Annotated in this window: 19 protein-coding genes; 1 reads left to right on the top strand and 18 read right to left on the bottom strand. The window is 43.8% G+C overall.

The genetic code is table 11. From position 1 onward, the window contains the following. Window positions 1-15 precede the first annotated feature (15 nt). The 5 genes from SWOL_RS05035 to SWOL_RS05015 all read right to left on the bottom strand — a co-directional run bounded on the left by SWOL_RS05035 (window position 16) and on the right by SWOL_RS05015 (window position 7,078). The gene (locus SWOL_RS05035) at window positions 16-1,086 is read right to left on the bottom strand and encodes a hypothetical protein (RefSeq protein WP_011640411.1); all 1,071 of its coding nucleotides are present in this window, start codon (window positions 1,084-1,086) and stop codon (window positions 16-18) included. A gap of 141 nt (window positions 1,087-1,227) precedes the next feature. After that, on the bottom strand, window positions 1,228-2,130 hold the full coding sequence (locus SWOL_RS05030; protein ID WP_011640410.1) for a hypothetical protein: 903 nt from the start codon (window positions 2,128-2,130) through the stop codon (window positions 1,228-1,230). 2 nt (window positions 2,131-2,132) lie between these two features. Further along, window positions 2,133-5,732, bottom strand: coding sequence for a BREX system P-loop protein BrxC (gene brxC, locus SWOL_RS05025; protein ID WP_011640409.1), 3,600 nt, complete (start codon window positions 5,730-5,732; stop codon window positions 2,133-2,135). Between the two features lie 28 nt (window positions 5,733-5,760). Further along, on the bottom strand, window positions 5,761-6,318 hold the full coding sequence (locus tag SWOL_RS05020) for a hypothetical protein (protein ID WP_011640408.1): 558 nt from the start codon (window positions 6,316-6,318) through the stop codon (window positions 5,761-5,763). Continuing rightward, window positions 6,305-7,078, bottom strand: a complete 774-nt coding sequence (locus SWOL_RS05015) for a BrxA family protein (RefSeq protein ID WP_081424784.1) — start codon at window positions 7,076-7,078, stop codon at window positions 6,305-6,307. Before SWOL_RS05015 ends, SWOL_RS05020 begins: the two co-directional genes overlap by 14 nt. 361 nt (window positions 7,079-7,439) lie before the next feature. Between SWOL_RS05015 and SWOL_RS14255 the strand changes: the two genes are divergently transcribed. Beyond that, window positions 7,440-7,706, top strand: coding sequence for a hypothetical protein (locus SWOL_RS14255; protein ID WP_011640406.1), 267 nt, complete (start codon window positions 7,440-7,442; stop codon window positions 7,704-7,706). Between the two features lie 211 nt (window positions 7,707-7,917). On the opposite strand, the gene SWOL_RS05010 is transcribed toward SWOL_RS14255, so the two are convergent. From SWOL_RS05010 to mutS, 13 genes are all read right to left on the bottom strand, one after another. Next, window positions 7,918-8,613: a nucleotidyl transferase AbiEii/AbiGii toxin family protein gene (locus tag SWOL_RS05010; RefSeq protein WP_011640405.1), complete on the bottom strand. Its 696-nt coding sequence runs from the start codon at window positions 8,611-8,613 to the stop codon at window positions 7,918-7,920. Next, window positions 8,583-8,870, bottom strand: coding sequence for a DUF6922 domain-containing protein (locus SWOL_RS15255; RefSeq protein ID WP_011640404.1), 288 nt, complete (start codon window positions 8,868-8,870; stop codon window positions 8,583-8,585). Before SWOL_RS15255 ends, SWOL_RS05010 begins: the two co-directional genes overlap by 31 nt. Window positions 8,871-9,127: 257 nt before the next feature. Continuing rightward, window positions 9,128-10,348 (bottom strand): ATP-binding protein, encoded by a 1,221-nt coding sequence (locus tag SWOL_RS05000; protein WP_011640403.1) that lies wholly within the window; start codon window positions 10,346-10,348, stop codon window positions 9,128-9,130. 286 nt (window positions 10,349-10,634) lie between these two features. Next, a complete protein-coding gene (locus SWOL_RS04995) occupies window positions 10,635-11,534 on the bottom strand; it encodes an AAA family ATPase (RefSeq protein ID WP_011640402.1) in 900 nt (299 codons plus the stop codon). Window positions 11,535-11,902: 368 nt separating this feature from the next. Beyond that, window positions 11,903-12,184 carry a type II toxin-antitoxin system RelE family toxin gene (locus SWOL_RS15250; RefSeq protein ID WP_041427399.1) on the bottom strand — a complete coding sequence of 94 codons (282 nt, stop codon included), beginning with the start codon at window positions 12,182-12,184 and terminating at the stop codon, window positions 11,903-11,905. Beyond that, window positions 12,156-12,617 carry a hypothetical protein gene (locus SWOL_RS13505; protein ID WP_011640401.1) on the bottom strand — a complete coding sequence of 154 codons (462 nt, stop codon included), beginning with the start codon at window positions 12,615-12,617 and terminating at the stop codon, window positions 12,156-12,158. The genes SWOL_RS15250 and SWOL_RS13505 overlap by 29 nt, the downstream gene beginning before the upstream one ends. 48 nt (window positions 12,618-12,665) lie before the next feature. Further along, entirely contained in the window at window positions 12,666-12,914 is a 249-nt protein-coding gene (gene hfq, locus SWOL_RS04980) for an RNA chaperone Hfq (RefSeq protein ID WP_011640400.1), read from the bottom strand. A gap of 112 nt (window positions 12,915-13,026) precedes the next feature. Further along, window positions 13,027-13,959, bottom strand: a complete 933-nt coding sequence (gene miaA / locus SWOL_RS04975; protein ID WP_011640399.1) for a tRNA (adenosine(37)-N6)-dimethylallyltransferase MiaA — start codon at window positions 13,957-13,959, stop codon at window positions 13,027-13,029. 49 nt (window positions 13,960-14,008) lie between these two features. Next, window positions 14,009-14,785, bottom strand: a complete 777-nt coding sequence (locus tag SWOL_RS04970) for a class I SAM-dependent methyltransferase (RefSeq protein WP_011640398.1) — start codon at window positions 14,783-14,785, stop codon at window positions 14,009-14,011. Between the two features lie 2 nt (window positions 14,786-14,787). Next, on the bottom strand, window positions 14,788-16,542 hold the full coding sequence (gene mutL / locus SWOL_RS04965; protein ID WP_011640397.1) for a DNA mismatch repair endonuclease MutL: 1,755 nt from the start codon (window positions 16,540-16,542) through the stop codon (window positions 14,788-14,790). Between the two features lies 1 nt (window position 16,543). Further along, complete coding sequence (locus SWOL_RS04960) at window positions 16,544-17,890, bottom strand: histone deacetylase family protein (RefSeq protein WP_011640396.1); 1,347 nt, start codon at window positions 17,888-17,890, stop codon at window positions 16,544-16,546. Next, complete coding sequence (locus SWOL_RS04955; RefSeq protein ID WP_011640395.1) at window positions 17,887-19,566, bottom strand: hydantoinase/oxoprolinase family protein; 1,680 nt, start codon at window positions 19,564-19,566, stop codon at window positions 17,887-17,889. Before SWOL_RS04955 ends, SWOL_RS04960 begins: the two co-directional genes overlap by 4 nt. Before the next feature lie 17 nt (window positions 19,567-19,583). Continuing rightward, a complete protein-coding gene (gene mutS, locus SWOL_RS04950; protein WP_011640394.1) occupies window positions 19,584-22,163 on the bottom strand; it encodes a DNA mismatch repair protein MutS in 2,580 nt (859 codons plus the stop codon). Window positions 22,164-22,224 lie beyond the last annotated feature (61 nt).

Raw genomic sequence — 22,224 nt, 5'->3', positions numbered from 1 at the left:
CATATTGTGGTGTTGTTATGCATTGTCCGGTAAGATAGGTTCGAATTTTTTACCAAGAAGCTGTAATTTTGTCCAAGAAATTATTTCAAAGAGCTGTTGGTCTCTATAACTCGCTAATTTCTCATATTGCTTTTTCGTAATTTTTTCACCGTGTGATGATAAATTTCGTGGCCAGTATAAATCTTGAAGCATTTTATTAAATGAAAATGTCCCTTCAACAAACTGTATTTTGTTTTCTTTAACAAATTCCTTCATGTCATACCACATTAAATGCTTCGTTGGTTTATTTTTTATATCTGAGAGTTGAATAATCTCGTTAATTTCTTGCTCAATAACCCCACAGTATTGTTTGTAAGGCATATTATAAGAAACGGTTTTTCTACCATCATCCTTTTTAAATTGTTCATCTACTGAATCTGCAGAAGCCAAGTCCCACATAGAATTGTCAGATAAACCAGCACAGTTAGCGTGATATATCGAATAGTAAAAATCAACCTTATCAATGGGTGTCCATTCAATCCAGACATGATCATTTTTAGTATCCGCATAATCGAATTGCCATGATAACAATAGTCCATCTGTATCTACAAACATTTCAATTTGATTAATATATCTGTCGAGACCTTGTAATATAATTTGGTAAGCCAATCTGGATAGAGTAAGCATAGCACTGTAATCACAGCGTTGATAATCACTTTTCAATAAATACTCATTATAATTCATTGAAGCTATTTCTGATAAAACAATGGCTTCAGGATCTGTAAGAGTGTTATCTTGATAAGCATCCTTGATTTTTGTGATTATAGTTTCAACACTTTCTTCTATATCAGTAATTTTATGAACTTCTCTTATAACTTCAAAATAACGTTCATTCCTTCTTTGGGCAACTGAATATAATGACGAACACAAAAATTTAATCATATCATCATTAATATTTGATCTGCTTAAATATCCGATTAACTGTTCTAATGTTGCAAGCACGTAGTTTTTAAGCCCTGTAATGTAATTGTGACGTGGGATTATACCTAAATTATTATCTAAATATTCTCCGTCTACTGATTCATTTATTGGTTGCCAATTTATCATAAAATCGCCCCCGTTTCTTTGACTGAATAAAAAACAAATTTCCACACATTTAATACAAACTGCACTAAAGTGGCATCTAATTCATTAGGATACAGATACCTTTTAAGACCCAAGTAAGCGAATTGCGAATATTACTCTACCTCATATCTCTGCACACCCCTGAGCACAATAACTTTTAGGATAATTAAATTGTATCAAACTCTGCATGATTATATCAATAAGCCGTATTTCAGTAAGCGGTTTCCTTTCCCGGTTTGGTTTGGCCGGGGCATTGGCAATTTTATATTTTTCTTTGATGGTGGAGTCGGGAAACATTTCCAGATATAATTTGCCCAGGCTATTGTCCACCAGAAATTTCACAACCCAACCGGGGGTATAAACCTGACTCTGGATGCTGACTTTGTTATATTCAGTTTTAGCTTTGCTTTCTTTGTGGGCAGCTTTTTTGTAATTGTTGTAGCTTTCATATAACCAACCTAAAACATCATCACTTTTCCAGATATCTGCTTCAACCTGTTCATCCTTTTCCACCGCATTAAAAGCATCTATAATATCCCTTAATTCAATAGCAGTAGGTAGGAGATGATAAGGATACTGGGGGCTGAATAAGGGAATATCAGCCGACAAGGTATTCAGCTGTTCTTCTATAAAAGGCAGCAGACCTTCCTGCTCTTCATTGCGCCCTTCGGGATTTTGTTCCAGCCAGAGAAAATGAGCAAAAGAACGATCCCCATGCTGGCTGCTGCGAGTAAGTATCGGGCTATTCAGGCCATGGGCTTCCATTACCTTGAGCGCTGCCAGGCGATTAAAAAGGGTAAAGGTAAGTTCTTCTACCAGTTTCTCGTAGGCATCAGCAACAGAACCAGTTTCAGCAGCAAAGTTTTCAAAAACATCTTCTATCCGTATCCTGTCAAGATGAAATTGCTGCGATAAATTTTCCAGCGGTTGCAGGACAGTGGCAGTTATGCCCATGCGCCCCAGAGTATTACGAAATGCCTGATCTATTATCTGCCGAATATGTTCAACATGTTCAGCTAGTTTCATGATTATCCCTTCCTGATCTCTATTTCATCGTTATCACTTACAGCGGCTAATTTATGCATTTCCTGCTGCAGCCATTTTTTGTATCTACCTACTTTTAGCCGTAAACCGGGCAGCCTGGTAGTATGGGTTATCGTTTCCGGAACCGGACCACCCGGTTTCGGTTCCGGCGGTGCTTTTTTTATCAAACCTGCTCTAATAATTTCTAGTTCAGTTTTCTTTGTATTATACAGTTCAATAAACGAGAGCATTTCCGAATAAGTAAAATGGGAATGCTTGTCCTGCACCTCAAAATCAATCTCTACATTGGCCAGCATTCTCTGCTCGGCATAGTGTAACAGGGTCTCCGCTTTAACCAAAGCTTCATCATTCAACCCGGTCGGGAGGCGATTGATTTCTTCAATAACTGCTTCGGCGGCAGTCTTTAACTGGCTGTATTTACCGGCCATATCACCGGCGGCACTGCTTAAGAGGGCATAGTATTCATCCTTTATTTTTTGGGCAGTCTCTTGTAAAGCAGCATAATTTTTTACTACTCCCTGAGCATATAAATTATCGAACTCCGATATGAAACGGGTAAGTATTTCGCTACTGCGAGCCGATTTGCTTAATTCATCCTTTACTCCATCAGCAAAAGTATACCACTGCCGAAGCTTAGGCAATTTGCCATGAATAAATTTTTCCGCCTTTTCGATGGCTTTAACCGCGCTGGTAAAGGTATCTTTACGGGTGAGAAAGTTCTCCGCTCTTTCGATATAGTTGGCTTCACTAACGACCCCGGTAAATTCCCCCAGGGTTTTCTTTTGCTCATTTATATCGGCAAAGAGCAAATCAAAATCCGGGTTTTGCTTGCGCATTTCATCCGCTTTATTGCAGAACATTTTGGCCAGTTCTTTGCTAGCATTGGCTAAATCAAAATCATTAGTGCTCCAGTCAATCTTTTTATCGATTCTTTGCTCACATTTCGACTCCTGCAGAATAGTAACCATATCGTTTTTTTGCTGGGCTGATAAAGATTTTGCTACGGCTTTGAAGGAGGCTTTACGAAACTCCCGAGCAGTTGAGAAAATAGTGCTTACTCCTTCATCACGCCAGGAAAACTTCTCCATCCCATTGTATTTAGCTATTATTTTAGCACCACGCATCAAGGCGGCCACCGTTGAAATAACCGTGCCAAAAGCAAAACCGGTAGGAGGTTTTCCCAATTCTTTGGCCAGGGTATCCCCATCTGCAAAAGTATTTTTAATTTTAAACAGTATCTCCTCGGCAGCTTTTAAGTTTTCACCAATGAAATTTCCCTGGGCATCAAAAAACTGAAATTCTGAACCGGCAAAGTAAGTCCTTAAACGCGTATTGTTCGCTTCTTTAATTACCCTGCCTGCTACTTCATCATTTAATTGGGCAGTCAGTCGTTTGAAATAGACGTTCTGTATGACATTGCGCTGCAGGTTTTGCAGGGTAGTCTGCCAGTTATCCTGATCCAATTGATAGGTGTTATATAGATATATGGCGGTAGCATTATGTAATGACCGCTCTATCAGTTCCTTAACCCGATTTTCTTTTTCGCCTTTGGCAGTTGAAAAATTCCTTATGATGCCGGCTTCCTCGGACTGCGGGTTATTATAGTTTTCTTCCAGATAGGTAATTCGTTGAATTTCATCAATGAGACGATCCAGTTCAGGAAATGAACTATTATCCGGTAAGAGCCAGATGAGATCTTTATCATTTTGGCTTTGTGCTTTCAATGTCTCTATGTCAGCACTGCGGTTATCACCCTGGTTATATACACTTTTTACTTTGATTTTGAGTTCTTTCAAGGCGGGATTAGTTAATTCATCATCATTGTCGGTGCTGATGTAAAAATCATAAGGCAGATTGCTGTCGGTAATGCGGGCCAATGTTTTTATAAAAGAGCTGTCTTTATAAGCAGTAACAGCATTCTTCTTCTTCACAAAGCCTTGAACGATAAAGCGGTTCATTTCCTCCAATAAACGCTGTTCCAGATCGGAAGTAATACGATAGGTGTTATTAGTTGATAAGAGTATTTTGGCTTCTACTAAATCATCCAATGCTTTGACAATATGCTCGTACACTTTATGGTAGTCTTCCGGATCATCTATGTAGGACTTAATAATATTGGATATGGTAGTCGTGGGGCCAACTTCCGCTTCATTCAAAAAATTAATAGTTTCCAATAATCTGCGACCGGAAATAGTGGAGCTGCGTTCTTTTAGTATGCGTTCAGCATTATCGTAGCGGTTAACCAGGTGTGCCGGAGGTTGGGGCTGAGCCTGTTTGTTTATTTGCCATCCGGTAGCAGTGGCAAACAGTTCTTTTTCGGCTAACTCCCGCTTTAAAATATCATAGGTAGTTATGATCATGCCCCGGGCAGCTACTTTACTTGAAGCATAGCCTTTGGTTCCAAACAAGAAATTTTGCAGCAGGTTGAATTGATATTGATAAAAAGGATAATATGTTAAATAAGAATCCAGCGTATCCGTTTTAATTATTCCTATACCGGTTAAAGCAGCATGATCGCTGATTTTTCCGGAGTTTTTATTATAATGAACCCTTAATTTATCTTCTGCGGCAGTCTTTTTGTTTAATAAGCGATTGCGGATTATTATATCTACCTCGGTAGCTTCCAGGTGGATTTTGGTCTTGAAGCGGTCGGTTACTTTGGTAAGCTGAGCTTTGTTTATGTTGGAATTATTAATGACATCATCTAATTTTTCCTGGGCAATAGCAATAGTCCATACTTTTGCCCCCAATGATGATAAGGCTTCGCTGATACCTTCCAGATCCAGCAGGTTAAATTTTTGCTGGGTAATGGCTTCACTGGCTTCATCAAAGAGAAAAATGATTTTCTCACCAGTATTTATCTGTAAATAATTACTTAATTCATCTTTTAAACGGGATGCACTAAATTGATCCATATCGCGGCGAATGGTAGTCATTAAGTTATCATAATCACTCTCGCTGTTTCCCGCATTGATATAGATTGATTTGGCTGTTTTGGTGTACTCCAGCATTCTGGTTTGAATCTTACTCCAGTCTTTATCCATTCTTTTATCAATGTAATCATGAATGTTAGTCTGATTATCATTTATCATTAATTGATATAATAAAATACCATGTTCATTCTCCGGTAGATCCAATGATTTTAAAAACACTCTAAAGAGAGTAAAGGCTAAACCTTTTGATGTATCCTGCTTGGCTACATCCATAAATACTACCCGACAATTCTCCGGATCAAGCCGGGCAATAGAGTTTTTAATTAAGGCTTCATCCCTTATACCGGTAAATCTTTGCAGGATTCTATCCCGGGCAGGAGTGCCGGCAATGCTGCGATTACTGAGCAGGTAGCCCAGCAGTTTGCCGAAATACGATTTACCCGAACCATAAAATCCAGAAATCCAAACTCCGGTTTCTACAATATCAGAAGTAAATGTAGCTGCAAAATCTTCGTAATCACGGGCCAGGCCATCAGTAACAATGTAATTTTCGATTTCAGCCTGAATTTCTGCTTCGGAATGATCTTCCAGGTCGATAACATTTTTTATATCCTCAGTTAAATCAATAGTCAGACTATCCTTTATCTTCATGGCTAACCCCACCAACCTCCCCTATATTCTACTTAAGCACCATGCATCTGTATTTGGATGCCGGTCTTTTTCCTAAAAACATAAGCATATCCTGAACCCAGGTGGCCGGATATAAAATAATTAAAGGTGATTTGGCCCGCATTACTAAATCGTTCTCTACAATATGTATGCTCCCAATTCCGCTGCCGTACAAAGTACCGGTGTTAATCAATACCGGGATCTTATCTGCTTTTAAGCTGCTATCGACAGCCTGCAGAATTAACCCTAAATAATCGCTGCCTTCTTCTCCGGCCGGGGTTTTAAATATTTGATGCAGCGACCCTTGCAGCAGGTTAAACATTTCTTCCAGGTTGGATTTGTTCTGCTCGACAAATTGACAGAGCAAATCGCTTAAATCAATGATCTGGTATTTATCCTCAGGCATTAATTTCCTTATGGCTCGGATATAATCTATTTCCCGGTCTGGCTCACATACCAGTAATATTGAATTACCGCCATTGGCACTTAAACGAATATGTGATTTTTCATCGGACTCAACCAGCCGTATGGTGGTCAAAACCATGTTTTCAGGATTAACCAAGTTCATGATACAGCTCCTTGTATGAAAAGGTCGGTTCGATTTTCAGGTTATTTACCGAATATTGAAGGTTATAAAACTTCATATACCTTTTCTGCATAATCTGCTGAATAAACAATTCTTTTTCTAAAAAGCAGTATGGCAGCCACCCGCTTTCCAGTAAATTAGTTTTGGGTTCAACGCTTAATAGCCAATAGATAAAAAGTATTAATTCTTTATCACTCATAACTGGGGGAGCTATGGTTTTATTAACCCTGCCTTCCATCAGGTTAAATTTTTTAAGAAATGTGAGGTACTTGGAGGCAGTAGTTTCAATAGTTGAATCAGTCCACTTCTGCATAGCTGTTTCGCTCTGCTTTAATTCCTGCAAGCAGGCCACAACTTCATCTTTCTTAAGTGCCGCCCGCCCGCTGTATAAAGCCGGAAAATAAACTTTTTGATTTAGATAATCGAGCAGTTCATTATTTACGCAGGCATTCCAAAATATTAAAAGCAAGCAGTGAGCGGAAAGCCCCTCATGCTCAAATACATCCCGAATTAAATATTCCATATTGGGGTCGGTAAATTTGATAAGGGTGTTCGTTATGGCGCTGGCAAATCTCTTATAGGATCTATTGGTCTTTATATTGGAATAGGCCTGGTAATTTGTATTATTTTTGCCTTCAACCAACAAAGCCGATATCAGGCTGAAATCTGACAAGCTACCCAGGACATTTATATCCGAATTAATATTCATGTTTGTTGCATTCACCCCAGTAAATAATTTCATTCCAACTGCTTACTTAATAAACATTCTGCAAAAATTACTAATTCCAGTACTTAAAGTATACACCAATATCTGGTTGAACCCAACAGATACTACTCGTGTGCCATTATTACATCATAAAGAAAAAAAGGCTGTTTTAGTGGAATAAATTATAAAAATGTGTATAATAAATAACAAGAGGTCCCCGGCAGTAACCGGAAACCTCTCTAGCCATCGGGAAGTTTTTCTACAACTCCTGGTGTATGTGTTGGTGGATATAATTCAGGATTTGGCTAATACTTATGTATTAGCCTATTTTCTTTGATTGAGCTGGTGAACAAGGGCAGCTACCGCAATTAGTAGCATTAACAGAGCGCACACTTCCGTGAAGCTCGTTGCCATCACCCCCTCTCCCGGTTCTACACCAGGAGCCGGAGGTCTTCCCTTTTGGCTACCTGCATTTTACCACATTTTTCTACTAACGAAAGCCGATGTTGATATTAAAACGCCGGTGCCGGTTGATTCCGATATTACGAAAAAGGAACTGCGCAGGAACTGGGCTCGTTTGATTCAAAAGGTTTATTATACTGTTCCGTTGCTTTATGGATACTATTCCACGGCTTTTTGCAACAACATCTGGCTATTCCCGTAAAAAGGTACATCGGCTTTTTAATAACCATTCTGCATAATGTACTAATTCCAGTACTTAAAGCATACACCAATATCTGGTTGAACCCAACAGATACTACTCGTGTGCCATTATTACATCATAAAGAAAAGGCGCCAAAGCGCCTATGTTAATCAACGGTATAAAAGTATTAGATTAATATTGGAATCCGGTCAAGATAAAAAGGGAGATGGATTTATCTTCCACGGGGACCCGCTTCAGGTTTTATGCCCAGTTCTCGAGTTAATGCATTTTTTTGGAGAATCAGGAACCGTTGTTTAATTTCATTCCATTCTAAATCCGTTAATAGTGAGAACCCCTCTGCTCTTCGAATTAATGGACGAGGTTCGTTGTCCGCGTCTTCAAAGTATCCAATACTTCTTATTATATGAGGCATAACAGTTTTTACGGTAGGATACTTTTCTTCCATTATAGCTACAATCTGAGCAAACGATATTCCAGTTTGGATAACGGCATCTAAATCATAAAAATCCCTTATTAACCCTCTCTGGGAGATAGTCATAAGTTTAGTTGCGCCAATATCGCGATAATCAGCTATTGGGCAACCTCTAAAGTCTAATGGGAGATAAATGTTTTTGTAGGGATATCTGATGAAGCTGACTTTTTCCCCATTAATCACAAAGTTTAATGTGCCTTTGCTCATATTTATAACCTTAATTTCACCTAAACTCTCATTTAACGAAATCAATAAGTTCTGCGGTTCAAAATCATCCACAGAAAAGAAGTCCAAGTCAACTGAGATTCTATGTCCTAGCTGAATTGCTAAAGCAGTACCTCCCGCTAAGTAAAACCCTCTATCAGTTAAGATATCGCATTCTACTAGCCTGTCTAAAATAGGAATTAAACTGGGGTTAATGCATTCTTGAAACATGCCATTACCTCCCTGGGAATTCCGAAAAAGTTCATAAACATGGTCGCTGTACGTACATCTAATTGTCTGCTGGTAGTAATTACTTTTTTTATCTCATCGATTTCATAAAACCTGAACAACCATCTATAAGCATCCATGCTTCCAAACATGAGAATGCGTTCAATTACCGCTTTACTATGTTTCCTATAATCTATTTGGGTATAGTCTGTGTCCCAAAACAACAAGCGAAGTTCCGATTCTGATAATAGCTTAGTCACTTTTGGAACACCTCTTTCTTTATTGTTCTATCATGGCATTGTGTTCAGCCATTTATTGTTCCTGCCTAAGAATTTTATCAATAAGTTGCTCAATTATCGAAGCCCAATTATCTGGCCTGTTATAGGTATTATTATACCATAAACATGGTATTTATTCACCCTGAAATGCCATAATATCCGGGCTTAGAGCTGTTTTGTTATTACCCTATGCGACCTTCAATTCCTTTATTTTGCCGGCTTTAAATATCCCATCTTCGTTATTCTTCCAGCAGCCAATCCACAACATTGCGCTTTTGGATACCATCATAATCTGCTGTTCCAAACGGCTCATCCAGTGTGAGCAGGTATTTGGGATAATTATCAGCTATTTTTTTTAAAGGAGCTAGTTCTCTTTTCAGCGTTTCTTCTTCCAGCGTTGTCGCTGCTACCTGATAATAGGCAAAATCGTCAGGGCTGATCGCTACAAAATCAACCTCGCCGCCGTCAGCGAGCTGACCGACATACACCTCGTAGCCGCGCCTTCTCAGCTCTAGAAAAACAATGTTTTCAAGGATGTGTCCCACATCGCTTTCTTTTCCTCTGACAAGCACATTCCGCAGTCCAACATCAACGGCATAGTACTTACTCTGGGTGGTGAGAAACTGCTTGCCTTTGATGTTGTAGCGAGTCGCTTCATATAGTATCAGACTGTCAGTCAACCCACGGATATACCGATCCACTGTCTTCTGGTCAACGCCCTTGCCTTCGGATTTCAGAGTGTTTGCAATCTTTGTCAGCGAAACCTTGTTTCCAATATTATGGAGCATGAACCTGGTTACATTCTCCAGCATGTTCACATCCTTTATTTTTAGCCGGGCGACGATATCATTCAGTAAAACAGTGTTGTAGATGTCCCGCAGGTATTCCCGCGCTTCCTTTTTTCCGTGACCATATTTCAGAATGTAGGGAAAGGAACCATTTTCCACATACAGATTAAACTTCTCGTTTTTGGATAGTTCGTGCTGATTAGCGCCAAGACCAGAGCAAAATTCCCTGAAGGACAGCGGCAGCATTTTCAGTTCAACATATCTGCCGGAGAGTAGCGTAGCAAGCTCACCAGACATGAAGTAGGCATTGGAGCCAGTAATATAAATATCGCAGTTTTCTTTCAGGAACAGGCTGTCCACTGCTTTTTCAAACTGCTCTACATGCTGTATCTCATCCAAAAAGATATAGTTCATCCTGCCAGGCAGAAGCATAGGCTTGATATAATCATATAAAAGCCGATAATTACTCAGGTGCTCCAGGTCAATATCCTCAAAATTGAGCATGATGATTTGGCTTTGTTCCACTCCGTTTTCCAGCAGGTAATTGCAAAAAATATCGAACATGGTTGACTTTCCACACCTGCGGGCACCGGACACAACCTTTATGATTTGCTTTTCCTTCCAGCGAATCAGCCAGTCGAGATATTCTTTTCGTTCGATTATATTTTGCATATAAACCTCCGTCTCGCCGCACACAGCGATACAAATAGTAATGAAAAAGTATTTTTCACGCTATCATCTCTATGGTTTATTATACGCATTATACTCCGATTATATCCGAAACTCAATTTAATTAGGAATATACTCCTATTTTATTCTGACCACGATTGTTTCCATGATTGGAAAATTTTAACGACCCGCTCTACCTTTAGCACACTACCATACCAGATACACACAGAATAAGTCCGGGGACATTCCCCGGACTTATTTGCCTTCTTTTCTACACTTTTACCCAGCTTTAAGCCTGAATACTGCGAGGATCAGGCAGATCCGCTTCTTCAATTGTTACTAAATCGCGGCGGACAGGGGCATCTTTATCCACTATGCGCAAGGCCTGCAATCTTATGGATTTCTCCGCCAGGTTCCTCACATACCTGGCATTACCACTGTGAGAATGACGGTTTTTGACAAATTCATTGAGTTGTTGTTTAAGTTTCCACCGGCATCTACTGGTTAATTCATACTCTCTTTCCTGGTATATCTGCAGGGCAATTTGAAATAATTCCTCAGCATTGTAGTCGCAGAAGTCAATATGAATGGGAAAACGGGATCTGAGTCCGGGGTTAGACTTTAAAAAACGATCGATTTCTTGAGAATAGCCCGCCAGGATTACCACCAGGTTATCCCGGTAGTCCTCCATAGCTTTAACCAAAGTGCTAATGGCTTCCTTCCCAAAATCCCTTTCCCCTCCCTGGGCCAGAGAATAAGCTTCATCAATGAATACTATACCACCCATGGCTCTTTTTAAGATCTCCCTGGTTTTTTGGGCGGTGTGTCCGATATACTCCCCAACCAGGTCAGCCCTTTCTACTTCCAAGAGGTGTCCCTTACTTAATATTCCAATTTCATTGAATACTCTCCCGAGAATCCTTGCTACGGTGGTTTTGCCCGTACCGGGATTACCCTTGAAAACCATGTGCAGGGCGGTGGGGTCTGATTTAAGCCGCAGTTCTGATCGTCTGTTTTGGATTAAGGTAAAAGCCGCCACTTCGGCCAGGGTTCTCTTTACTTCCCGCAAGCCAATTAGTCTTTCTAGTTCCAAAAAAGAATCTTTGCGGGGGAAATAACCAGGCACCGGGCATGAGAGAATTCGTTCCCGTTCCTGGTTTATATCCGTAAAGCGCATCGATATTTCCATTCCTTCACCACTTCCCAAGAAAGCTATTTAAGCATCGGAAGAAACTGCGAAGCAGTTTCAATGAGAGGGCTGCAACGTACCGGGGATTAGAACCCGCCAGCTGTTTTATCAATAGGAACCCGGCTGCTTAAAAGCGAGAAACATATTTCTTTATATTATATGAGAAACAGATAAAAGTGGTGCCATGGAGTGATTCTGTCGATTAGCGAAAATTGGCATATTGAAGTTCATATTTATTCTTCCCAATACAAGGCGCAAGCTATGCCTGCGCCCTGTGTGTAATAAGCCCAAGCATAGCTCTAAGCATCCTCATAAGGGTCTCAAAGTATTCTATTCCCGTTGCTACGAAAGTCGAGTTAATAATCTTGTTATTTATATACGTCGCCACGTGGGAGAATAGTAGCTACGTTGATAGTTTTGTCCGAATCGTCTATGGTGAAAATAATCCGGTATTTACCTACACGAAGTCTATACTCTCCTGCTCTGCCTTCCAATGGAATTATATCCTGGCTGTCATTCTTCGGATTTATTGCCAGCGACCGCAAGGCGTTAATAATTCTTTGATCAAAGGGGCTATTGACGCGGGAAAGATATGTTGATGCTTTGCGGGACAGTTTGACTTTATAATTGTTTTTGTTGGCAGAACTCATCTAAGCTCACCCATTCCCCGCGTTCTATTTCTGTCTTACCTGCCTCAATATCTGCAATATCTTCTGGTGAAAGCTCTTCATTTTCAATATCCCTTGCTATTTCAAGCAAGATTTCAAGTTTCTCAACCGGTAGTCGCTGAATTATTTCTTCAATTTGTTTTATGGAAGTAGTCATACCACCCTCTCCTTCCATGTTGTCATATTCTTCTATTGCTTGTTCCAAGGTAATATAATCATCCGGGGCGTCTAATTGTCGCAGTTCTTCCTTGCCAAGGGGTTCATCATCCGGTAACAATTGTTTAATCTCCGCCCAGGTTTTATTCTTTCTTTTTTGTTCAAGCAGATATTTTAGGTAATCATATGCAGATCTTGTATCGGAATCGCTAACTATGCCACCCATGGCCGTATCTTTAATAGCGACCACAGGAAGCATCAGTAGTACCCGCAGGGTGGGGGCTACAACCACCGAGGGAAAGTGAGTTTAGTCGTCATCGCTTTTGGCTTCCAGATTCAACATGGATATAGGCCGGAGCGGGGCCACGGTTGAAATCGCATGTTTGTATACCAGTTGCTGTTTTTGGTCTACTTCAATAATTACGGTGAAATTATCAAAACCTCTTACCATTCCCTTTATCTGAAACCCGTTAACCAAAAAGACGGTTACGGGGATTTTATCCTTCCTCACTTGATTCAAAAAGGCATCTTGCAGGTTTATCTGGCTTTTACTCATTTGATTAAGTCCTCCATTCTATTTCTCTCTAATATTCGCTGCTCTGTACCGGCTCAGCGTTTATTGGACCAGGGTTCCTTGCCGGTACTACATAACTGTTCTCTCTATTCTTCTACACTATTCCGAATTGTCCTTCCATAAAGGTACAAATATTTTTAACCAAAAGCTCCTCATCACTAAAATCGCCTACATTAAACCACTTTATACGCTGGTCTTTTTTGAACCAGGTCAACTGCCTTTTGGCATATCGCCGGGTTTCCCTTTTTATTTCATTTAGCAACTCTTCCCGATTAATAAAACCTTCCAGGAAATAAAATACCTGTTTGTACCCCAGGGCTTGCATAGAGTTATACGAAAGGTCTATCCCTTTTTCCCGCAACGCTGCAACCTCCTCAATCAACCCCTTCTTTATCATTTCATCGACCCGTCTTTCAATTCTGGCATATAATTCTCTTCTTTCCAAGTATAATCCCACCACCGCCAAATAATATGTGTTCTCTGCCCTATCCTGCAAGGTGGAGAAAGCCTTTCCCGTGAGCTCATAAACCTCCAAAGCGCGTACCACCCTTTTCTGGTCATTGGGGCTGATTATTTGGGCATAAGCAGGGTCTATCTGCTCCAATAGGCGATAGACATGAGGCAATCCTTTTTCTTGAATAATAGCGTTCCATTTGTCGCGTATGCTTTGCCGGACTTCCATAGGAAAAAAAGTATAATCATCAACCACTGACTGGTAGTAAAGTCCGGTGCCCCCCACTAGAATGGGAATCTTTCCCCGAGCGTTGATGGTGGAGATAAGGTCTTTTACCAGGGATTGATAGCGGGCAACCGTGAAATTTTCATGGGGATCTGCTATATCAATAAGGTGATGTGCTACTATATTTTGCTCTTCCTTACTGGCCTTGGCGGTGCCGATGTTCATGCCCCGGTAAAGCTGCATGGAATCACAGGAAATAATCTCCCCGTTTATTTGCCGGGCTACTTCCAGGGATATATTGGTTTTGCCAACTGCTGTCGGACCTACGATAGCCGCCAGTTTATACATGAGCTGCACCTCATTAATATATTTAATAAGTGAGGGTAAGGGGAGGGAGTCATACTTCTATAACCCCAAAGGCTATGGGATTATTGGGATTTTCCATAAGCTGCTCTATTCCCAGCCGTTCAAACTCGCGGCTTACCGGCATCTCTTTTACAACTACCCGTTTTCTGGCTACCCGGCAGGCTTCGGCTATAACTTCCCGGCTCAAGGCTTGATGGTTGGCCAGCAGCCTTAAAGGCGCCAGGGCGGTGCTTTTATGCCGTGGTTTACGGAACATGGGGTCAAAATAAACAATATCAAAGGAATTATCCTCTAGTTTCCGGAGATAATCATAATGCTCCGCATTTACTACCTGAATGGAATGTATAGCCTGATCCAGCCAGCTCATATTCGAATGATATACTTTCATCCCCCACTTTACTATGGCCGCGATTAGCGGAGAAGATTCCAAACCTGCTACCCTGCCTTCATGGGCATAATAAGCGGCTACTATAGAATCAGCTCCCAGGCCGAGAGTGCAATCCAAAAAGCTGCTGCCCACTTCTAAGGCACAGGCTTTAATCAAGGGGTCAGCCGTACCTAATTTGCGATATGAAGCTATGCGGTTTTTGGCCATACTGGGATGGAAAAAGAAGCTTTCATCTCCCATATGCAATACCGGTCCGCTGGCCTGCCAAACCAGCACGGCCTGGGCCTCTTGTTCCTGGGCAATAGCCTGTAGGCTTCTTCGTTCCCGGGGAATAAAAGGCAGGCCGGTTTCCTCCAGAAACTGCTTATATTCAGAGCATAATGTAGTTTGCGATTGGGTGGTGGTCGCTATTATTTTCACACTTACCTCTTGAACATCCGTTCCAGGTCGGCCTGCTTCCAGGCGATTATGGTGGGACGCCCGTGGGGACAGTTCTTATAATCATCAGTGATAAAAAGCTCTTGTATTATTTGCATCATCTCCCGGTAGTCCAGTCGGGTTCCGGCCTTGACCGCCTTCTTGCAGGCCATTTTTATTATAGCCTCATTTTTAAGATTAATCCCTTGTCCCCCGGCCAGGAGTTCTAATATTTCAAATAGAACCTCCCTTTCCTGCCCGGCTATGATGGCCGGAGTTCCCCGCAGAAAAATGGATCTGGGACCGGCTTGCTGCAGGTCGAAGCCCAGTTCGCCAAGGATCTCCTGGTTTTTTTCCAGCAATTCCATATCCCGCAGCGACAAGTCCATAAGCAGGGGGAAAGCCAGCATTTGCATCTCTCCCCGGGAAGCGGCATAAAACTGCTGCAGCCGGGAATAGATAATCCTCTCGTGGGCGGCGTGCTGGTCTACGATATTGAGGGTTTGCTCCTTTTCCAGCAGTATGTAGGAATCCCAGAGCTGGCCCAGTATTTTAAATTCATCATATACCCGGCTGACGCTACCCTCAGCCTGCTCCTCAGGGTAGAAGGGAATCCAGGGTTCTCCCCCCGTCTCCTCTACCCGCTTATCCGCCTTGCGATTATGCATAAAAGGAATCACGGGCTGTTCTTCTACCTTCTGCTTGGCTGTTTTCCGCCCGGCAGCAGGATAGAACGGCTGGGAACGGTTCTGGGGCAGGTTGTCCTGCAAGCGATAATCTCTGGCATTCAGGGTATCGCGTAAAAGCCCGCAGAGCGAGCGGAATATACTTTGCTCATCCCGGAAGCGAATTTCGCTTTTTTGTGGGTGAACATTTACATCTATACTATCCGGCGGCACCGCTATCTGCAGTATGACCAGCGGCTGCTCCCGGGCCAGCAGCAAACCACGGTAGCCTTCATCCAGTGCCCGGTAAAGCAGAGGACTTCTAATCGGTCTTTGGTTGACGAAGATTAGCTGCCTTTTCCGGTTCATTTTCGCTACCCCCGGCGGGGAAATCAAACCAGAGATGCTAAGGCTCAGGCCTTCCCATTTTACCGGGATAAGTGGTTCCAGGAAATCCCGGCCGAATATAGCTATTACTGCATCATTTAAACTGCCATTGCCCGGAGTACGAAACAGCTGTCTTTTTTCATTACTGAAGGATATGGCAATATCCGGCCGGGCCAGGGCGTACTTTATAACCAGCTCGTAGGCATTATTCCCCTCTGTTACCGGGCTGCGCAGGAACTTTTTGCGGGCGGGTGTATTAAAGAATAGATCAGATACGATTATCTTGGAGCCTTCGGGGCCGGGAAAATACTGCAAATCCAGGATTTTCCCGCCTTCGATGAAGCAGTGAATGCCCTCCTGTTTTTCCTTTTTACTGTATATGTCAATGCGCGAAACCGATGCTATGCTGGGAAGAGCTTCCCCCCGAAATCCCATGCTCATAATCCGCAAGAGGTCGCCCTCATTCTCGATTTTACTGGTAGCATGCCGCAAAAAGGCCAGGGGAAGTTCCTCCATGGAGATCCCTTCCCCGTCATCAGTCACCTCAATACTATCCAACCCGGCCCCGGAAATCTTTACGGCGATGTTCCGAGAAGCAGCATCAATAGCATTTTCCAGGAGTTCTTTGACAACCGAGGCCGGTCTTTCAATCACTTCCCCAGCCGCAATTTTATTTATTACATTATCATTCAATAGTTTTATGGCCATCTTACAAAACCGTTTCTGTATCCTTATGCACTTTGTAAATCCTTAAATCATCTTTTACCCGATCCTGCAGGTATAGCAGGTCAAAGGGACGCTTCTTGATCATATCCTGGTAAGCGGCGCGGCCTTCCTCCTGACACTGCTGGCAGGCATTGGCGGGAATGCTTATGCAGAACACATGAAAATGCTCGCCCGTCCGCTGATGGGCCCGGGACTCAATCATGCGAAAACCGCCGCAATTCTGGCAAATACGCAAATGGTTAATCTGATCCTCATAAATATATTCGGTATCATAAAAGATGCTTTTATTGTAATTAACGAAATTGCCCGATTTCTTGCGGTTATCGGCTATAGTATCTTCGCGGTTTTTATAGGCAGTCCATTGCTGGGCTACCATTTTCTTAATATATTCCATATTACGGGGGGATTCCTTAAAACGAGTCGGGTTGTAATCCGGTTCCCGCAGGTTGGAATAGTCAATTCCGGCCATGGCCATTATCAGACCCATATTGACATAGGGCAGGGCCGTTTCCACGGAATAACCGCCCTCCAGCACCGCAATATCCGGTGCCAGCCGTGTATTCAATTCGGCGTAGCCCCGGGCCGAAAAAGCCATATTGGCCAGGGGATCGCTGTAATGATTATCCTGACCGGCCGAGTTTATTACTATATCCGGTTTGAAGTCCTCCAGCATGGGCAGGATAAGCTCATCAATAGCATAGAGGATTCCATCATCAGTAGTTTTCGGGGCCAAGGGGAGATTTATGGTGGTTCCGTAGGCCAAGGGTCCTCCCAGTTCTTCCATGAAGCCAGAGCCCGGATAGAGGGTGCGTCCGTCCTGGTGAAAAGAAATGAAGAGCACATCCGGGTCATGCCAATAAATTTCCTGGGTTCCATCGCCGTGATGAACATCAGTATCTACGATGGCCACCCGTTTTATCCCATACTTCTGCCGCAGGTATTCAATCATTATGGCTTCATTATTGATATTACAGAACCCCCGGTTGCCGTGGCTTACGGTCATAGCATGATGCCCCGGCGGGCGAATTATGGCAAAGGCATTTTTTACTTCTCCTTGCATGAAAGCATCGGCCATTACCAGGGCTGAGCCAGCCGATACCAGGTGGGCTTCGATAATCTGCGCCTCCACCGTAGGAATACAGAAATGCAGTCGGGCTACATCACGGATTTCGGCCAGGCGCGGGTGATATTCCTTAATCTGGGGCAGGTCCATTATCCCCTCTTCAAAGATCTGATCGCGGGTGTAGAGAAGCCTCTCCTCTCTTTCCGGATGGGTAGGTGATATGGCCCAGTCAAAGGCAGGGAAAAATAGAATTCCGGTCGGTTTCATGAGCTCACCCCCTTGTATTCGGATATAAATCCTGGTGCTATCTGTATCCCCACATCAAAGATCTTGCCGGAACGACTCCAGCCGCTTATGATGTTGAACTGTTCTTCCATATAGAAGCTGGATTCACTGGCATAGGACTCCATTCCCTGCTCCCGGCACATATCCAGCAGGTATTGCCGGGCCATATTTTTAGCATCTCCCAATTGCATTCCTCCCCGGTCATTAAGGCTTCCTCTTATCCCTCCCGGACCAACGGAGAAGAAATTATTGGGGGTATCTACATGCAATTCCACAGCCAGGGTGGGTCTAACCACGGCTGCTCCCAGGGCATTGGCTACTGGAGAATAGTCATGCAGGAATGAGTCTACCTCCATTCTGGCGGCTACCTGAGGAACAATGGCGGTGGCCGCCGCTCCTATACCGATTATTTGATCTAACTTGAACTTGCGCCGGTTCACCACTTCCCAGACCTTGTAGGCCGGCTCGTTTTCCCATTCCCGGAACATAGCTTCTATACTGGCTACCAGTCGTTCTATGACTATATTGACTACCTGGTGGCAAAGCTCGGAAGATTCTATTCCTGCTTTGCTCGCCAGTTGCTGCAGTTTTTCCGCGGATTGGCCAGCGTCTCCTATCCCCAAATCCATCTTGCAGTTAAAGGCATCCGTAACGGTGGGATAATCCCCCCCGAAGCAGGCGGCTGCTCCCCGGCGGAAGTTTTGTACTCTTATTTCCCCATCATAGTCCAGGCAGCTATCCCCTCCCAGGGCTACTGAATTTACCGCGAAAGCGTTTATATGGGTATATTGCTTACCCAGTCGTGCTCCCTTGGAAGCATAGAGGGGAGCACCGGCTATTATCAAGGCGATATCTGAAGTAGTACCGCCAATATCTAAAACCACGGAATTAAGATTCGGCTGGCTCAAAGCCAACCCACCCATGGTGCTGGCAGCAGGGCCGGAAAAAACGGTTTCACAGGGTCTCCGGAACGAGGTATCCAGGCTAAAGGTACCTCCATCGGCTTTCAGTATATGTACCTCGCTGTCAAGACCCCTCTCTGTTATGGCCTGATCGATTTCCGCCGCAAATCGCATCCATTCCTTTACCGTCATAGCGGTAAAATAGGTAGTTGCTGCCCGGCGGGGAAAATTCAGCTTGTTGGATATTTCGGAACTAAGGGAAACGGATATATCAGGATAGCTGGCAGCCAATTTACTCTGAATCTCTCTTTCCAGGACATCATTGCGATTGGCAAACTTGGCCGCTACCGCCACCCGCTTGATACCCGCGGCAGCAATCCGGGCCAGGATATCATCGATTTCCTTCTGATCCAGCTTTTCAATAACATTACCTCGAAAGTCCACGGTACCACGGGCAAAAAAGATATCCGGACAGATATCATAGGCATCATGAGGTAAGCCATGACCCGGCAGCATAATAAGAGCGGTTCTTTCCCCCCGGCCGGTGGCCAGGAGATTGGTTACCAGGGTGGTACTGAAAACTATCCGTTCTATCTTCTGTCCTTCAGCACTGGGCAGCAGTTCATCCAGCACCTCCAGCAAGGTGCTTTTCAGATTAATATCATCAGTAGGTTTTTTTATCGTAGCTATAATGGTACCTTGCTTAAAGAGAACTCCGTCAGTGTATGTGCCACCAACATCGATCCCAATCAACATTTGCCTCACCTCCTCATTTATTTATCATCAAGCATTTTCTGCCATTGATACAATAATTGCAAGGCCTCCCGCGGGCTCAAGTCATCGATATGCAGCTGTTTAAGCTCGTCCACCACGGGATGGCTGTCACTAAAGAGCAAGGGTTGGAGCAGAGTAGGTGCGGGCCGGCTGTCCTTATTCTTTTCCAAACCCTGCAGAATATCCTCTGCTCTAATAATAAGCTTTTCCGGCAATCCGGCCAAACGCGCCACATGCAATCCATAACTTTTATCCGCCTTTCCCGGTAAAACCTTTTTCAAAAAAACCACCGTATTGCCGGTTTCTTTAACGGAGACACTGAGGTTTATGATCCCCGGCAGTTTTTCCGCCAGGCGGGTAAGTTGATGATAATGGGTGGCAAAAAGAACCTTGCTCCGGCTGTTTTCCAAAAGATACTCGCTTACGGCCTGGGCAATGCTCAATCCATCATAAGTGCTGGTTCCCCGTCCTATTTCATCCAGGATTACCAGGCTATTGTCACTGGCGTTGTTTAAGATATTGGCGACCTCTATCATTTCCACCATAAAGGTGCTCTGACCGGCGGCCAGGTCATCGGAAGCCCCCACCCGGGTGAAGATTTTATCCACCAGACCGATCCGGGCTTCTTCCGCCGGAATAAAGCTGCCCATCTGGGCCATGAGCACCAAGAGGGCCGCCTGGCGCATAAAGGTGCTCTTGCCTCCCATATTGGGACCGGTAATAATGGCAAAACGAGCCTTATCCCGGTCAAGCTGCAAGTCATTGGGAACGAAACGGGCTTCGCGCAAGGCCTTTTCCACCACCGGATGTCGTCCCGCCCTTATTCTTATCTTACCACTATTATCTATTTCCGGTCGAATGTAGTTGTTTTGGTAGGCCACTTCCGCCAGTCCCTGTAAAACATCCAGAATCGCTATGGCATGGGCGGTCTCCATTACCCGGGGTAAATAGGGAATAAGGGCTTCTCTTATTTTTATAAACTCCTGGTACTCCAGGGAATAAAGCCTTTCCCGGGAGCCTAAGATTTTTTCTTCGTATTGTTTTAATTCATCGGAAATGAAGCGTTCGCTGTTGACCAGGGTTTGTTTGCGGTGGTAGTCGGCTGGTGCCAGGGAGAGGTTGGATTTAGTGATTTCTATATAGTAGCCGAAAACTTTATTGAAGCCGACTTTGAGGTTTTTTATCCCAGTTCGCTGCTTTTCCCGGTTTTCAAATTCCACCAGCCAATTCGAACCCTCTTGGGATAGTTCTCGCAACTCGTCAATTTCCTGCTTGTAACCAGTTTTTATCAATTCGCCTTCTTTTATCCCTAGCGGGGCCTCGTCATTTATAGAGGCGTCAATTAAGGCAAATACCTCTTCCAGCGCATCCATAGCAGCGAGCCTTTGCAGGATTTCACTCCGGCATGGCTGTAAGGCCTTTTTTATATCATTGATTACCGCCAGCGATGACTTTAACCCCAAGAGATCACGCGGGCTGGCTACACTGGCACCGATCTTTCCCCCCAATCTTTCCAGGTCATTTATGCGGGATAAAAGGGGGGTAAGTTCCGTTCTCAGCGAGAGGGTGTTTTTCAATTCATCTACCGCATCCAGCCGTTCTTCAATCTCCCCGGCTTCTCGCAGCGGCTGTTCAATCCAACGGCGCAGCAGGCGCTTGCCCATAGCAGTGCGAGATTCATCGAGTATGGAGAGCAGGGAACCCTCTCTTTTGCCTTCCCGCAAGGTAGCCGTCAGTTCCAGATTGCGCCGGCTGTAAAAATCCATCTCCAGAAAATTATCGCTGCTATAACAGCGCAGGCTCTTGATGTGTTGGAGACTGGTTTTTTGCGTCTCTTCCAGGAAAGCAATTATCCTGGCGGCAGCTTTAATGCCGGCCGAGTAGGATTTCAGGCCAAAAGACTCCAGGGAAGCAACTTGCAACTGGCGCAATAGGAGACTTTCTGCTCTTTCCAGGCTTAATGGCAGCTCATCCCATACGGTCAAGGTAATATTTTGCTGGCGCAGCCATTCCTCTTCCCAGCTGCCGGTCAGGCTGCCGCTTCCGGCCAGCAGGCATTCTGCCGGGGAAATACGGAGTATTTCGCTTTCCACCCGGGACCGGGCATTTTCCCCGGCTATTTCACTTAGCCAGAACTCACCCGTGGAAATATCTATGTAGGCAATACCTGTACAAAGAGGCTCTTCTTCCACCGCCGCTAAAAAGTTATTCTTCGCCTGGTCCAGCAATTGCTCTTCAATTATAGTGCCAGGGGTAACAATACGAGTTACTTCGCGCTTGACTATGCCTTTGGCCTCTCGGGGATCTTCTACTTGTTCGCAGATAGCCACTTTATATCCCCGGTTGATAAGACGCGCCAGGTAGTTATCCACGGAATGGTAGGGGACTCCACACATGGGGATTTTGCTTCCGGCTCCGCCATCTCGTGCCGTAAGTACGATTTCCAGCTCCCGGGAAGCTATCCGGGCATCTTCAAAAAACATTTCGTAAAAGTCACCCAGGCGAAAAAAGAGGATAGCGTCCTGCTGTTCCTCTTTTATTTGCAGGTATTGCTGCATCATCGGGGTATAGTCAGCCAATAAAATGAATACCTCCTAAAAAGAAAGACTCAGCAAAACCAAGTCTTTTTCATTAAAAACT

This window comes from Syntrophomonas wolfei subsp. wolfei str. Goettingen G311 (assembly GCF_000014725.1).
In the GTDB taxonomy this organism is placed as follows: Bacteria; Bacillota; Syntrophomonadia; order Syntrophomonadales; family Syntrophomonadaceae; genus Syntrophomonas; species Syntrophomonas wolfei.
Note: the sequence above shows the minus strand (reverse complement) of the source record. Positions and strands in the feature narration are given on the sequence as shown.

What these genes read in the sequence shown, in the direction of transcription:
- SWOL_RS05035 (WP_011640411.1), bottom strand. Translation starts at nt 1,086, where the DNA reads ATGATAAATTGGCAACCAATAAATGAATCAGTAGACGGAGAATATTTA.
- SWOL_RS05030 (WP_011640410.1), bottom strand. Translation starts at nt 2,130, where the DNA reads ATGAAACTAGCTGAACATGTTGAACATATTCGGCAGATAATAGATCAG.
- brxC (WP_011640409.1), bottom strand. Translation starts at nt 5,732, where the DNA reads ATGAAGATAAAGGATAGTCTGACTATTGATTTAACTGAGGATATAAAA.
- SWOL_RS05020 (WP_011640408.1), bottom strand. Translation starts at nt 6,318, where the DNA reads ATGAACTTGGTTAATCCTGAAAACATGGTTTTGACCACCATACGGCTG.
- SWOL_RS05015 (WP_081424784.1), bottom strand. Translation starts at nt 7,078, where the DNA reads ATGAAATTATTTACTGGGGTGAATGCAACAAACATGAATATTAATTCG.
- SWOL_RS05010 (WP_011640405.1), bottom strand. Translation starts at nt 8,613, where the DNA reads ATGTTTCAAGAATGCATTAACCCCAGTTTAATTCCTATTTTAGACAGG.
- SWOL_RS05000 (WP_011640403.1), bottom strand. Translation starts at nt 10,348, where the DNA reads ATGCAAAATATAATCGAACGAAAAGAATATCTCGACTGGCTGATTCGC.
- SWOL_RS04995 (WP_011640402.1), bottom strand. Translation starts at nt 11,534, where the DNA reads ATGGAAATATCGATGCGCTTTACGGATATAAACCAGGAACGGGAACGA.
- SWOL_RS15250 (WP_041427399.1), bottom strand. Translation starts at nt 12,184, where the DNA reads ATGAGTTCTGCCAACAAAAACAATTATAAAGTCAAACTGTCCCGCAAA.
- SWOL_RS13505 (WP_011640401.1), bottom strand. Translation starts at nt 12,617, where the DNA reads ATGCTTCCTGTGGTCGCTATTAAAGATACGGCCATGGGTGGCATAGTT.
- hfq (WP_011640400.1), bottom strand. Translation starts at nt 12,914, where the DNA reads ATGAGTAAAAGCCAGATAAACCTGCAAGATGCCTTTTTGAATCAAGTG.
- miaA (WP_011640399.1), bottom strand. Translation starts at nt 13,959, where the DNA reads ATGTATAAACTGGCGGCTATCGTAGGTCCGACAGCAGTTGGCAAAACC.
- mutL (WP_011640397.1), bottom strand. Translation starts at nt 16,542, where the DNA reads ATGGCCATAAAACTATTGAATGATAATGTAATAAATAAAATTGCGGCT.
- SWOL_RS04960 (WP_011640396.1), bottom strand. Translation starts at nt 17,890, where the DNA reads ATGAAACCGACCGGAATTCTATTTTTCCCTGCCTTTGACTGGGCCATA.
- SWOL_RS04955 (WP_011640395.1), bottom strand. Translation starts at nt 19,566, where the DNA reads ATGTTGATTGGGATCGATGTTGGTGGCACATACACTGACGGAGTTCTC.